This is a genomic window from Pantoea sp. PvP021, from assembly GCF_054056055.1.
In genome coordinates this window covers 89871-104338 of sequence record NZ_JBSRXX010000005.1, presented here as the reverse complement: position 1 = coordinate 104338, position 14468 = coordinate 89871, and the positions used below count along the sequence as shown (strand labels likewise).

The window sequence follows — 14468 nt, the reverse complement described above, 5'->3', positions numbered from 1 at the left end:
TTCCACACACAAAAAAGGGCAGCGCGACAGGCTGCCCTTTTTACTGATATGAACGCGGATTATAAACCGTGATTGCTGTTTATTTTTCAGCGAAGACTTACGCTTTCCGTGGATAGCTGTCGCTGTTCACCCAGGCGTGATCTTTCTCCCAGGTAAATTTCCACAGCCGCACCGGCCCCGCCATCACGTTCAGATAGTAGTTATTGTATCCCGCCAGCGTCGCTACCGGATGATAGCCGCGCGGTACCATCACCACGTCGCGATTATAGGGTGCCATACAGACATCAAGGGAACGGTCGTCGGTGTAGACGCGCTGCATGGCAAAGCCAGGTTCCGGATCGAAACGGTGATAGTAGGTCTCTTCCAGGTAGGTTTCGTTTTCACTCTCCTCCTGGTCGTGCTTGTGGCTGGGATAAGAGCTGGTATCGCCCTCGTTGGTATAGACTTCCACCACCAGCAGGCTATCAGCCGGTTCATTGTCAGGCAGGATATTGTGAACCAGGCGCTGGTTGCGCCCTTTTCCGCGATGCTCAACGCCGACATCGGCTGGTGCAATCAGGCGCGCAGGCAGATTCCCCTGACCGGGCGCATTACAGACCGCCAGCTCAAGATCGCTGTCAGCGTAAACCTCTACTTCATCATCATGCGGCACATAAACGGAATAAGGCGGTACGCGCTCAAAAGGCGACATGCGCTGACCGATACCGGGAAAATCAGCATGGCGGGTTTTTACCGAGGCCAGCCCGGCCACCAGCACCAGACACAGCTCTTTATCACCACTGCTGAGACGCAGGGTTTCCCCTTTCTTCAGCAAATAGGCATCAAATCCCACATAACGCCAGCCGGCGCGCTCAGGCGTCACATGCTGAATACGACCCTGCGCGTCAGGGGCTTGTGCTTTCGACAGTAAAGACATCCTGATACTCCTCTCTGTCACGATTGACGCTGCGGTGGGCTCGCGGGCGCGGTGCCAGCGAACAAAGCGACCGGCAGATTATCCTGCCGGTCGCGCACCGGGATCAGCGTTGAAATGAATCAGCCTAAGGTTGGCATACTGAATTCAGATACGGTCTGCTGACCGGATGGCCAGCGTACGGTGGCCGTTTTCATGCGGGTATAGAAACGCACGCCATCCGGCCCATGAACATTGAGCGCGCCAAACACTGAACGCTTCCAGCCGCCGAAGCTGTGGAACGCCATCGGCACCGGAACCGGCACGTTGACACCGACCATACCCGCTTCAACGTTCTGCACAAACTCACGTGCGGTGTGACCGTTGCTGGTGAAAATCGCGCTGCCGTTGCCGAATTCATGGCTGTTAACCAGTTGCAGCGCACTGTCGTAGTCCGGCGCGCGCATGATGCTCAGCACCGGCCCGAAAATCTCTTCACGCCAGATCACCATCTCAGAGGTGACATGATCAAACAGCGTGCCGCCGACGTAGTAACCTTCGGCGTGACCTGCAACCTGCACGTTACGGCCATCGACCACCAGCTTCGCGCCTTCCTGCTCGCCTTTGTCGATGTAGCCCAGCACTTTCTTCTGGTGCGCCGCCGAAACGACCGGTCCCATCTCATTTTCATCAGCGCCCTGATTAATGCCAGGGCCGATACGCAGCGCGTTCACCAGCGGAGTCAGACGGGCGATCAGCTTGTCGGCGGTATCATCGCCCACGGCGACCACAACCGGCAGCGCCATGCAGCGTTCACCAGCAGAGCCAAACGCACCACCCATAATGGCGTTGACGGTGGCATCCAGGTCGGCATCCGGCATAACGATAGCGTGGTTTTTCGCCGCGCCAAACGCCTGTACCCGCTTGCCGTGGGCACTGGCGGTTTTATAGATATGCTCAGCCACGCCAGAAGAACCGACGAAGCTCACCGCGGCAATACGCGGATCTTTATAGAGCTGCTCAGCATCTTCATTGGAACTGTGTACGACGTTAAATACGCCATCGGGCAGGCCCGCTTCGGTCAGCAGTTCAGCCATACGCACTGCCGCGGAAGGATCCAGCGCCGGTGGCTTCAGCACAAAGGTGTTACCGCAGGCCAGGGCTATCGGGAACATCCACAGCGGTACCATCGCCGGGAAGTTAAACGGCGTAATGCCCGCCACGACGCCGACCGGTTGCATCAGCGAGTAGCTGTCAACGCCGCTGCCGACGTTCGGGGAATATTCGCCTTTGAGCAGATGGGGGATCCCGCAGGCAAACTCAATCACTTCGATGCCACGCGTCAGTTCACCCAGCGCATCAGACCAGACTTTGCCGTGCTCAGAGACAATCAGCGCCGCCAGCTCATCACGGTGCTTCTCCATCAGAGCTTTAAAGTTGAACAGAACGCGGGCGCGACGCAGCGGCGAGGTTTTCGACCAGGCAGCAAAAGCGTCATGCGCGACACCAATCGCCTGGGCCACTTCATCAGCGGTACTTTGCGTCAGTTCACGTACCACTTTGCCGGTTGCCGGATCGTAAACAGGAATGGTTTCGTTGCTGGCGCTGAAAGTGGTTTTACCGCCAATAAAGTTACCTATGATTGTCATGATGTTGCCTCTTTAGATGGTTAAGTTCCCTGCAGACGGACCATGCGACCTGCCACACTGCCTGACCAGGCAAACCTGAAAGCGTGCTATGAAGCTATTACAGTGGAACAAATTTTTCAAATGGTTCTTTTTGGAAAATTTGATTTTAGCGGCACAGATCGCATTTTTCCCGCCACTTAGTCTCTCGCGGCATCACGATGACGGGAGGCCACTAATAGCGGCCAGCCTTAGCGTAGCAGGGTAATAGCCGGGGAGTGGTTTGGGCGTTTTACTGCGAAGTCGATCCAGCCTTTATGCATCGGGCTGAAACGGAATATGAAATTAATGCGAGGCTGATCTAATAATTTGCGTTTCATTATTCACTATTAATGAAATAAATGTTCTCTTTGGTCGCATCATCCTCCTGTCCCGGAGTCAGCGCATGGCCATCGATCCAACCCGTTTCTGTATCAACCGCAAAATTGCGCCCCGGCTCTCGCTGGAGGCATTTTTTCAGCTGGTTCAGCGTCTGGGGCTGAGCAAGGTTGAACTGCGTAATGACATGCCGGGCGGCAGCGTCACTGACGATCTCAGCACCGATCAGCTGCGCGCTCTGACCGACAGGTATCATATTGATATCATCACCATTAATGCGCTCTATCCGTTTAACCGCATTGATGACGCGCTACTGGCCCGGGCCGAAGCACTGTTACAGACAGCACAACAGATTGGTGCAAAGGCGCTGGTCATGTGTCCGCTGAATGAGGGAATTGCCGTGTCGCCTCAGCAAACCCAGGCGGCGATGCAGCAGCTGGCCCCGCGTTTTGCCCACTATGGCATTCAGGGTCTGGTGGAGCCGCTGGGTTTTCCGGTCAGCTCGCTGCGTTCGGCGGTACAAACGCAGCAATTGATCGCCGCGGCGGACGTGCCCTTTAAGTTATTGCTGGATACCTTTCACCATCATCTCTATGAGCAGGCTGAGCAGGAGTTCCCAGCAGGCATTGATGTTAACCAGATTGGTCTGGTGCACCTTTCGGGCGTGGAAGATCGCCGTCCGACCGCCGAACTGACCGATGAAGAACGCATCATGCTAAGTGATAACGATGTACTGAAGAGCGTGGTGCAGGTGAAGCGGCTGGAGATGCTTGGCTATAAGGGCGTTTATGCCTTTGAGCCTTTCTCCAGTCAGCTCAGCAACTGGACCCCTGCGGAGGTTGAACGCCAGATCCGCAACAGTATTGAACTGCTGCAAGCCTGAATCCTGTTCTGCGCTTTGCGCGCACCATTAATCGGTTTATCTGTGTCTGAAAAGACGTTCTGGCCCGCTGCTGGGCCATTTTTTTTATCCTGAAGAATCGTCTGCTGCCGGCAACACCGCCTGACGCCGCTGCATGCGCAGCGTGCAGAAAAAAGCGACGCAGACCAGCAGCGCAGTGAGCAGGTAGACGCGTGAGACACCCGCATAAGTCATGATGAATCCGGCAAGTGGCCCGGTTATGCCCAGCGACAGATCCATAAAGGCGGTGTAGGTCGCCAGCGCGCTGCCCTGATTCTGCTGCGGCACCACTTTTACCGCAACCACGCCCAGCGCCGGGAATACCAGCGAGAACCCGGCACCGGTCAGAAATGCGCCTGCTTTTGCCATCCAGGGATCACCCGCTGCGGCCACCAGAAACAGTCCGGCGGCTTCAACCGCCAGGCAGATGCTGGCGACCCGCAGACCGCCGTGGCGGTTAATCGCATTCGGGAACAGCAGGCGCGCGCCGACGAAAGCGCCGCTGAACAGGGAGAGCGCAAAGGCGGCCCCTTCCCAGCCTTTATCCTGATAGAACAGGGTAATAAAGGTGGCGATGACACCGAAACCCGCCGAACCCATCGCCAGAATCGCACCAAAACCGGCGATTTTCCCCAGCACCGCACGAAACGGCAGAGGTCTGGCCCGGCTGGCTTTTACGGCCGGACGCGGCACCGCGCAGACGATGCCTACCACGCAGATAGCAACAATGACCAGCGACAGCCACAGCAGGCCACCCGCCCGGAATATCACCACGCCGAGCGGCGCACCAATCGCCATCGCGCCATAAGTGACAATGCCGTTCCAGGAGATAACCCGGCCAATGTGCAGCGAACCCACCCGCGCCACACCCCACAACGAGGTGCCGGTGCCGGTAAAACTCTGGCCCACGCCCAGAATCAAGCGGCCCACGCAGAGCAGCGTCAGGCTTAACAGCGGTGATTCGATGAGCGCCGCCAGCAAAATACATAACCCGCTGATCAGACAGCCCACCAGGCCGGTCACCACCACTTTCTTTGGCCCCCAGAGATCGGCATAGCGTCCGGCGTGTGGGCGGCTCAGCAGCGTCGCCACATATTGCAGGCTGATCACCAGGCCCGCCCAGAATGCGCTGAAGCCCAGCTGGTCATGCACCCATCCTGGCAATACCGCCAGCGGCAGACCGATAGTGAGATAGCTGGCAAAGTTGTAGGCCACGATAGAGAGGATCAGCAGAGAGATGTGCAGGTTTCCGGATGGGGTGTTCGGTTCCGCGGCAGGCTGTTCAGGCATGAGTCCTCGCGCTCGTATTTGGCTGAATGATAAGGTTTATCCTTTAACTATACCCGCTTTCGCCACTGGCGCATCTTAATGACACGGCTATCGGGCGGCTGCCCCTGCCCGGACGTGCAGCAGAAAGCCGGGTAAAAACCGGAACAATGGGGAGTTGCTGCTCTGCCGCGATAGCTGAGTGCTGTGGCGCTGATTACCTCACCCACCTGCCACCGCGCTTTACCGTTTCTCTGATAAATCAGATTGTTAATTTTGTTTCAGCTACACTTTCAACAGCCAAATTACGTTATGAGAGAGAGAATGAGCGAGCTGCAACGGGAAAAGATCGGACAAAATATTCTGATAAAACTGGCGATGCTGGTCATTATCCTCGCCGGGGTTCGGGCAGCGTCCGATATTCTGGTTCCGCTGCTGCTGGCGGCGTTCTTTGCCATTGTGCTGAATCCGCTGGTGACGATGCTGATGCGGCGTGGCTTCCGCCGTGGACTGGCGATTGGACTGGTGATCACGGTGATCTTCTGCGCTCTCGTGCTGCTGGGTGCCATTATTGCCAGCTCAATGAGCGAGTTTTCCGATCTCTATCCGCAACTGCGCGCCACCATGGAGCAGAAAATGACGGTGCTGCAACATCTGGCGGCGGGCTTTCATCTTAATATTTCAACCGATGCGCTGGTACAGCGTTTCGATCCTAATACCATGATGAACCTGGCTACCGTGGCACTGAGCGGCTTTTCCGGCGCGATGACCAATACCGTGCTGCTGGTGCTGACCGTGGTCTTTATGCTGTTTGAGGTCCATCACCTGCCCTATAAAATGCGCAACGCGCTGGTGAATCCGAAAATCCGCATCGCCGGATTGCATAAAGCGCTGAAAGGCGTCACGCACTATCTGGCGCTGAAAACCCTGGTGAGTCTGATAACCGGCATCGCGGTCTGGCTGAGTCTCTATCTGCTGGATGTGAAGTTTGCGCTGTTATGGGGTGTCGTAGCGTTTATCCTCAACTTTATTCCCAATATCGGCCCGATTATTGCCGGTATCCCGCCCTTCCTGCAGGCGTTGTTACTGAACAGCCTGTTTGATGCCGCGATGGTGGCGGCGCTGTTTACCGCGATTCATATGGTGTTTGGCAATATGCTGGAGCCGCGCCTGATGGGGCGCGGTCTTGGCTTATCGACACTGGTGGTGTTTCTGTCGCTGGTATTCTGGGGCTGGCTGCTCGGTCCGGTCGGCATGCTGCTCTCGGTGCCGCTCACCAGCATTACTAAAATTCTGATGGAAACCACGCCAGGCGGCAGCCGTCTGGCGATTATGCTGGGCACCGGACGACCTAAGCGGGCACGGGCATTAACCAAGTAGCCGCTGCTGCACGTGCTGGAGATGGCTCTCCATCGCCTGACGGGCTGCTGCTTCATCGCCCGCCACAATCGCATTGGCGATCTGCTGATGGTCAGCGTTCATCTCCTGCGCGAAGCTGTTATCGGCATAATGGCGCTCCAGTCGCTGCACATGCGGGCTGTGGCGCCGGTTCCATAACTGCTCCAGCAGGTCGCGTAATACATCATTGCCGCTCATCTCACTGATCAGCAGATGGAAGCGCTTGTCCTGCTCCAGAAAGGCCGCGTCGTTTTCATTGTACTGCTGCAGTTCAGCGGTCAGCGCCAGCAGTGCTGCCCGCTGAACGGTAGTGCCGTTACGTGCGGCAAATCCTGCCAGCATCCCTTCAAAGGCTTCACGCGCCTGCAACAGATCCTGCAGACTGCAGGTTTCGCTCTCCTGCGGAACCGCAGCCTGCGGCAACGGCTGGGCGACGTAAACGCCGTTGCCCGTGCGGATATCGACCCAGCCGGTCATCTCCAGCGCAATCAATGCTTCACGCACTGATGAACGACTGACACCCAGCTGTTTTGCCAGCTCACGCTCCGGTGGCAGCAACCCACCTGCCACAAAGTCACCGCGCGTGATACCGGCCATGATGACGTTGGCGATCTGACGGTACAGGCGCTCGGTTTTTATTACTGGCAGCGTCATCACCCTCTCCTCTGATTGCACGTAAAAGCGATCTCTTCACCGATGCAGTTTGTCATGCTGCGATCCGGATCACGGCCCTGTTTTGTCCACTATCATACTCTTGGCCCAGCGGCCTGACCACTGGGCCACATCACAGTTGAGGAGTAAAAATGGAACATACATGGCGATGGTACGGCCCCAACGACCCGGTCTCACTGGATGATGCGCGTCAGGCGGGCGCGACCGGCATTGTGACGGCGCTGCACCATATCCCTAACGGCGAGGTATGGCCGGTTGAGGAGATTAAAGCGCGTCAGGCACTGCTGGCGGAAAAAGGTCTGGTCTGGTCGGTGGTAGAGAGCATCCCGGTCCATGAGGCGATTAAAACCCAGCGTGGTGACTACCTTCGCTATATCGCTAATTATCAGCAGTCGATACGCAATCTGGCCGCCTGCGGCATTGATACCGTCTGCTACAACTTCATGCCGGTGCTGGACTGGACGCGAACCGACCTCGCCTGGACGCTGCCGGATGGCGCAAAAGCGCTGCGCTTCGACGCCGACGCTTTCGCGGCCTTCGAGCTTTATCTGTTGCAGCGTCCGGGGGCGGAGCAGGATTACAGCGCTGCCGAGCAGCAGGCCGCCGCTCAGCGCTTTGCCGCCATGAGCGCAGAAGAGAAAAGCACCCTGGTGCGCAATATTATCGCCGGTCTGCCAGGCGCCGAAGAGGGTTACACCCTGGAGCAGTTTCAGGCGCAGCTGACGCAGTATGACGGCATCGACAAAGCGAAACTGCGCGAGCATATGGCCACCTTCCTGCGCGCCATTGTGCCGGTTGCGGAGGAAACGGGCGTTAAAATGGCGGTGCATCCGGATGACCCACCACGTCCTATTCTGGGCCTGCCACGCATTATTTCTACCCAGGAAGATATGCAGTGGCTGAAAGAAACCGTGGACAGTCTGCACAACGGTTTCTGTTTCTGTACCGGCTCCTATGGCGTGCGTGCCGACAATGCGCTGGTTGAGATGGCGGAAACCTATGCCGACCGCATTAATTTTATCCATCTGCGCGCCACGAAACGCGAGGCAAACCCAGCCAGCTTCCATGAAGCAGCGCATCTGGCGGGCGACGTCGATATGGTCGGCGTGATCAAGGTTATTCTGGCGGAAGAGCAGCGCCGCCGTCGGGCGGGCAACCTGCGGGCGATTCCCATGCGTCCCGATCACGGCCATCAGATGCTGGACGACCTGCATAAGCGCACCAATCCCGGTTATTCCGCCATTGGCCGCCTGAAAGGCCTTGCCGAACTGCGCGGCGTTGAAGTAGCGCTGAAACAGATCTATTTTGCCGATTAAGTAAAACGTCCTGCCCTGCGCCCGCCCTGTGACGGGCCAGGGTCTCTCCTGGCCACTGCGGCGGATCGGCCTTTTACCCTGCCTGCCTCCCGTTTTCACCTGATTGTTTTGCTGCATCGCAACGAAAACCAAACAACCTGTCAAAAAATGCAATGTCTGGTCGATAATTGACCTTAGTCAGTTCTCTTGATCGCAAAAACGCTAATCTGCACCGCCCGGAGAGATGCTATGCTGCGCCACTGATCAGCACCTCCGCATAACACCAATAATACTCAGAGGATTCAGCGGTGCCGCTACTGAAACGAAAACGCGACTACGCCAGGCTGGTGATTATTATTTCCGGCGTGCTGCCTTTGATTATTGGCATTTTTTTCACCGCCCTGGATGCGCGCCACACCGTGCATCAGCAGCAGGTCACCGCGGCGAATACGCTGTTATCTCAGGCTGAGAGAATGAGCGACAGCGCCTGGGATATGATTACCGTGCTGCGCCAGTTTCATCATCAGCCCTGCAGCCAGATTGAAAACCAGTTGCAGCGCATTGGCTCGCTCAACCCCTATTTTCGCGCGATCGGTAAAATGGAGCAGGATCACATCGCCTGCTCGTCGGTGTATGGTTCACGCCCAGGCCTGCTGAAAGAGATGATCATGCGCGACGCGCCGGTTACCGGAAAAGCCTGGTGGAGTCTGTCCATTGCCGGGACATCGGGCGTACCGAATCGTCCGGCCGTGATTTTTATGCGCGATTTGCCCGATGGCGAGGGATTCTGGGCAGTGATTGATGGCCAGTATCTGATCGATTTTATGCGCGCGATCAGCAGCAGCCATCTCTATCATTTCAGCATGACGTTCAGCGGCGGCGCGCCGATCTCGTTTGGCGATCCGCACATCGCCGCGTCCAGCTGGTTTGAACCCATGATTTATCAGGCCCTCTCCCACCGCTATCCGCTCTCTGTCACCCTCATTGCCTCACCCTCTGAACTGATCTCGGCCTGGCGTCAGGTGATGTTTATCATCATGCCGATGGCCGCTATCTTCTCTATTCTGCTGATGATGCTGATGGCGAACTGGCTGAAACGGCGTATTTCATGGCGCGATGAGATTCGCCGGGCCATCACCAGCGGCCAGTTCAGGGCGCACTATCAGCCGGTCTACGACAACCGGCTGCAACGCTGCAGCGGCGCTGAAGCCCTGCTGCGCTGGACAACGCCCGACGGTAAAGGCGTGCGGCCAGATATTTTTATCGGCGCAGCAGAAGCGGAAGGCATGATTGTGCCGCTGACCCGCCATCTGCTCGATTTAATTGCAGAGGATGTGCAGGCGTGGCAGGTTGAGCCCCATTTCCACCTGGCCATTAACGTGGCGGCGGATCATCTGCAGCATCCTGACTTTGTCGACGATATGCTGCAGTTTGCCGAACGGATCAAAGATAAGCAGTTCCTGATTACCCTGGAGCTGACCGAACGCAGCCTGATCAAAGATGGCGCTGAGGTGGCTCGCAAGCTGGAGCAGTTACGTGGTTGCGGAATGAAGGTCGCGATTGATGATTTTGGGACCGGTCACTGTTCGCTGAGCTATTTACAGACCTTCACGATAGATTATCTGAAAATCGATCGCGGCTTTATCAACGCGATTGAATCTCTGGAAGGCAGAACGCCGGTGCTGGACGCCATTATCCAGCTCAGCCATGAGCTTGAGCTGGAAGTGCTGGGAGAAGGCGTTGAGACCGCGTTACAGTTCAGCTATCTGCAACGGCGCGGCGTGGTCTTTATCCAGGGCTATTATTATGCCCGCCCGATGGACAACACGGCGCTGGTTGCCTGGCTGACCGATCGGGGCGAACAGCCGATTGAGCGGGAGCTGGCTCTTCAGACCCGGCAGGAACCCGACGTCTGAACCAGAGCAGATTGCAGCTGAACCGCCAGTCGAGCAACATTCACTCATCTTTCTGCTCTCCGCCCTGTGATGCAAAGCGGATAACCGCTTCCGGTGCCAGCATGGCCCGTAACTTCCCTCTCTTTGACCCTGTTTTGCTGAAAAAAACGGCGGTCGTCACGCTCAGTGATAATTTTTCTGCGGTTGCAAACAGCTCTATTTGTTGTAAAAACAGGCCGGATGTAGCCCAAACATGACAGATATCACACAAAAACGGTATACTCTGTCGCTGTTCGCAATAATCACAACAGTAATTATTGTGTCTGCCGGCGCATAAACAGTGCTTATTTACGGCTATGCTTAAATTTCTCAACGCAGCGGTCTGAACGACTCACACCCGGCTCGCGCCGTTGAGGACTTTCGTGTTCCAATACAGGGTAATTCTATGAAATTGCGTAGGAAGCGTGTAAAACCAATTGGGATCGATGATGTGACTATCATCGATGATACCCGTTTACGTAAAGCCATCACCGCGGCCTCTCTGGGCAACGCGATGGAGTGGTTCGACTTCGGTGTTTATGGCTTTGTGGCCTATGCGCTGGGTAAGGTCTTTTTCCCGGACGTTTCGCCGGGCGTTCAGATGATAGCGGCGCTCGCCACTTTCTCTGTTCCTTTCCTGATTCGCCCGCTGGGTGGACTGTTCTTCGGTATGCTGGGCGACAAATATGGTCGTCAGAAAATCCTCTCCATCACCATCATCATCATGTCGGTCAGTACTTTCTGTATCGGCCTGATACCGTCCTACGCCTCCATCGGCATCTGGGCACCTATTCTGCTGCTGTTAGCGAAGATGGCTCAGGGCTTCTCGGTGGGCGGTGAATATACCGGTGCCTCAATCTTTGTGGCCGAATATTCGCCTGACCGTAAACGCGGCTTTATGGGAAGCTGGCTCGACTTTGGTTCGATTGCGGGCTTCGTGCTCGGTGCGGGCCTGGTGGTGCTGATTTCCTCCATTATCGGAGAAGAGAGTTTCCTTGAGTGGGGCTGGCGTCTGCCGTTCTTCGTCGCGCTGCCGCTGGGAATTATCGGTCTTTACCTGCGTCATGCGCTGGAAGAGACCCCGGCATTCCAGCAGCACGTAGACAAACTGGAACAGGGCGACCGCGAAGGCCTGCAGGATGGTCCACAGGTATCGTTTAAAGAGATTGCGACCAAACACTGGCGCAGCCTGCTCTCCTGTGTCGGTCTGGTTATCGCCACTAACGTCACCTACTACATGTTGCTGACGTACATGCCGAGCTACCTGTCACATAACCTGCACTACAGCGAAGACCACGGTGTGATGATTATCATCGCCATCATGATCGGTATGCTGTTTGTCCAGCCAATGATCGGCATGATGAGTGACCGTTTCGGTCGTCGTCCGTTTGTCATCATCGGCAGTATCGCCCTGATGATCTTCGCAATTCCCGCCTTTATGATGATCAACAGTGGCGTACTGGGACTGATTTTTGGTGGTCTGCTGCTGCTGGCGGTAATCCTCAACGCCTTTACTGGCGTGATGGCCTCTTCACTGCCTGCGATGTTCCCGACGCACATCCGCTACAGTGCGCTGGCGAGTGCGTTTAACATCTCGGTACTGGTTGCCGGTCTGACGCCAACGCTGGCCGCCTGGCTGGTAGAAACGACCAATAACCTCTACATGCCAGCCTACTATCTGATGGTGGTGGCAGTGATTGGTCTGATTACCGGTCTGTACATGAAAGAAACTGCCAATAAGCCCCTGAAAGGCGCGACACCGGCGGCTTCTGATATGGAAGAAGCGCGCGAAATCCTGCAGGAACATCACGATAACATCGAGCACAAAATCGAAGATATCGACGAAGAGATCTCCCGCCTGGAAGCGAAACGTAAAAACCTGGTGCAGCAGCATCCGGATATCAACGAGTAACCGTTCTGCTCTCCCGCCGTCCGGCGGGAGAGTTCTTTTCCCCCTCTCTGACCGCACACAAACCTTCATCCCTCGCGGGCAAAGGGAGTAAACTGTTGTCACTTTTTTCACCTGCGTAAGAATGAAAATGTCTGATTATTCCCTTATCCAGCGCCCAAGAAGATTGCGCGCCAGCGCCTCAATGCGTGAAATGTTCCAGGAGTCCTCACTGAGCCTGAACGATCTGGCTCTGCCCATCTTTGTTGAAGAAGAAGTCGACGATTACAAAGCGATTCAGGCGATGCCTGGCGTGATGCGTATTCCGGAAAAACGTCTCGCCTATGAAATTGAGCGCATCGCCAAAGCGGGTATCCGCTCGGTGATGACCTTCGGTATTTCGCACCACACCGATGCCACCGGCAGCGATGCCTGGAACGAGAACGGTCTGGTGGCACGTATGTCCCGCATCTGCAAAGATACCGTGCCAGAAATGATCGTGATGTCTGACACCTGCTTCTGTGAATACACCAGCCACGGCCACTGTGGCGTGTTGTGTGATCACGGCGTCGATAACGATGCTACCCTGGAAAACCTGGGTAAGCAGGCCGTCGTTGCCGCAGCAGCCGGTGCGGATTTCATCGCCCCGTCAGCGGCGATGGATGGTCAGGTTGAGGCGATTCGCCGGGCACTGGACGCGGCGGGCTTCACTCAGACCGCCATCATGTCCTACTCCACCAAATTCGCCTCCTCGTTTTACGGCCCGTTCCGTGAAGCGGCCGGAACGGCGCTAAAAGGCGACCGTAAAACCTACCAGATGAATCCGATGAACCGCCGTGAAGCGATCCGTGAATCGCTGCTCGACGCGGCACAGGGCGCGGATTCACTGATGGTGAAACCGGCAGGTGCTTATCTGGATATCCTGCGCGATATCCGTGAACGTACCGAATTGCCGCTGGCGGCTTATCAGGTGAGTGGTGAATACGCGATGATCAAATTTGCCGCTCAGGCCGGTGCCATTGATGAACGCAATGTGGTGCTGGAAAGCCTGGGTGCGATTAAACGTGCCGGTGCAGACCTTATTTTCAGCTATTTCGCCCTTGATCTCGCCGAACAAAAAGTGCTCTGATCCCCTCCTTATAAAGAGCGTGATGGCTATGTCACGCTCTTCTTCTTCGCCGTAAGGCAAACACCAGAACCTGGCTTGAGCTAAAAAAATAAAGGGCTCTGTGATGAAAGCACCTGAAATCGCTGCCGACGAGGCACAACGTTTATCGCAGTTGCGTGCGCTGAACATAATGAACACACCAGCGGAAGAACGATTTGATCGTTTAACCCGTCTGGCGCGCCGCCTGTATGACGTTCCTATCGCGTTAGTCAGCCTGCTGGAAGCTGATCATCAGTGGTTTAAATCCGCTCAGGGCTATGAACCCGCAGGATCTCCCCGCGACATCTCCTTTTGCGGTCATGCCATCCTGCAGGATGAGATTATGATCGTTGAAGATGCCGCAGAAGATGAACGTTTTTATGATAATCCGCTGGTTACCGGCGAACCGCACATCCGCTTTTATGCCGGCTGTCCGCTGCGGGCACCGGGCGGCGCTAAAATGGGTACCCTCTGTATCATTGGTCGTGAACCGCGTCAGTTTAATGAAGAGGATCAGGCCACGATGCGCGACCTGGCCGCCATGGCCGAAGCGGAACTGGTCGCCTTTCAGACTGCCACCTGTGATGAACTGACGCAGATCACCAATCGTCGCGGCTTTATGACGCTGGGACAGATGGTGCTGAACGAGTGCCGGCTGAAAAACCGGCCCGCCTGCCTGACCTTTCTCGATCTCGACAAATTTAAGCAGATTAATGACTCGCTGGGCCACCGCGAAGGCGACCGCGCGCTGATGGACTTTGCCGATGCGATGAAAGTGGTGTTTAAGCATTCGGATCTGTTTGCCCGTCTGGGCGGCGATGAGTTTGTGGTGCTGTTTAATGGTCTGCAGCAGCAGCAGAGCGAAGCGCTGCTCCTGCAGTTTGACCGTTATCTGCAACAGCAATCAGTCAGTCTGAACCGCCGTTACCGCCTGCAATTCTCGTCCGGCGTCGTGGAGTTTGACGCGGCGCATCCGCAATCGCTGGAGCAGTTGCTGCACGACAGCGATGAGCAGATGTACCTCAGTAAAAAGCAGAAACGCGTGGCGATCTAAGGTCAGGCGCCGCAGCGC

General features: G+C 56.1%; 11 protein-coding genes. 7 read left to right on the top strand and 4 right to left on the bottom strand.

Annotated elements, in window-relative coordinates:
* Positions 1 to 97 precede the first annotated feature (97 nt).
* Positions 98 to 916: a 5-deoxy-glucuronate isomerase gene (iolB, locus tag ACVKSX_RS15100; protein WP_010671521.1), complete on the bottom strand. Its 819-nt coding sequence runs from the start codon at positions 914 to 916 to the stop codon at positions 98 to 100.
* 119 nt (positions 917 to 1035) lie between these two features.
* A complete protein-coding gene (locus ACVKSX_RS15095; protein ID WP_010671520.1) occupies positions 1036 to 2541 on the bottom strand; it encodes a CoA-acylating methylmalonate-semialdehyde dehydrogenase in 1506 nt (501 codons plus the stop codon).
* A 421-nt stretch (positions 2542 to 2962) separates the two neighbouring features.
* Between ACVKSX_RS15095 and ACVKSX_RS15090 the strand changes: the two genes are divergently transcribed.
* Positions 2963 to 3778 carry a TIM barrel protein gene (locus tag ACVKSX_RS15090; RefSeq protein ID WP_060681237.1) on the top strand — a complete coding sequence of 272 codons (816 nt, stop codon included), beginning with the start codon at positions 2963 to 2965 and terminating at the stop codon, positions 3776 to 3778.
* Positions 3779 to 3862: 84 nt separating this feature from the next.
* Here ACVKSX_RS15090 and ACVKSX_RS15085 read toward each other — a convergent pair whose 3' ends face one another.
* On the bottom strand, positions 3863 to 5086 hold the full coding sequence (locus ACVKSX_RS15085) for an MFS transporter (protein WP_033785697.1): 1224 nt from the start codon (positions 5084 to 5086) through the stop codon (positions 3863 to 3865).
* A gap of 300 nt (positions 5087 to 5386) precedes the next feature.
* Between ACVKSX_RS15085 and ACVKSX_RS15080 the strand changes: the two genes are divergently transcribed.
* Positions 5387 to 6442, top strand: a complete 1056-nt coding sequence (locus ACVKSX_RS15080; protein WP_010253354.1) for an AI-2E family transporter — start codon at positions 5387 to 5389, stop codon at positions 6440 to 6442.
* Here the strand turns inward: ACVKSX_RS15080 and ACVKSX_RS15075 are convergent.
* Positions 6431 to 7114 (bottom strand): FadR/GntR family transcriptional regulator, encoded by a 684-nt coding sequence (locus ACVKSX_RS15075; protein ID WP_010253357.1) that lies wholly within the window; start codon positions 7112 to 7114, stop codon positions 6431 to 6433. The two genes, ACVKSX_RS15080 and ACVKSX_RS15075, sit on opposite strands and share 12 nt — an antisense overlap.
* 149 nt (positions 7115 to 7263) lie before the next feature.
* Between ACVKSX_RS15075 and uxuA the strand changes: the two genes are divergently transcribed.
* From uxuA to ACVKSX_RS15050, 5 genes are all read left to right on the top strand, one after another.
* Positions 7264 to 8448: a mannonate dehydratase gene (gene uxuA / locus ACVKSX_RS15070; RefSeq protein ID WP_354439419.1), complete on the top strand. Its 1185-nt coding sequence runs from the start codon at positions 7264 to 7266 to the stop codon at positions 8446 to 8448.
* 287 nt (positions 8449 to 8735) lie between these two features.
* On the top strand, positions 8736 to 10343 hold the full coding sequence (locus ACVKSX_RS15065; protein WP_089414983.1) for an EAL domain-containing protein: 1608 nt from the start codon (positions 8736 to 8738) through the stop codon (positions 10341 to 10343).
* Between the two features lie 424 nt (positions 10344 to 10767).
* On the top strand, positions 10768 to 12273 hold the full coding sequence (gene proP, locus ACVKSX_RS15060; protein WP_010253365.1) for a glycine betaine/L-proline transporter ProP: 1506 nt from the start codon (positions 10768 to 10770) through the stop codon (positions 12271 to 12273).
* Positions 12274 to 12400: 127 nt separating this feature from the next.
* Positions 12401 to 13378, top strand: a complete 978-nt coding sequence (gene hemB, locus ACVKSX_RS15055; protein ID WP_010671515.1) for a porphobilinogen synthase — start codon at positions 12401 to 12403, stop codon at positions 13376 to 13378.
* A 103-nt stretch (positions 13379 to 13481) separates the two neighbouring features.
* A complete protein-coding gene (locus ACVKSX_RS15050; RefSeq protein ID WP_010671514.1) occupies positions 13482 to 14450 on the top strand; it encodes a GGDEF domain-containing protein in 969 nt (322 codons plus the stop codon).
* Positions 14451 to 14468: the final 18 nt, after the last annotated feature.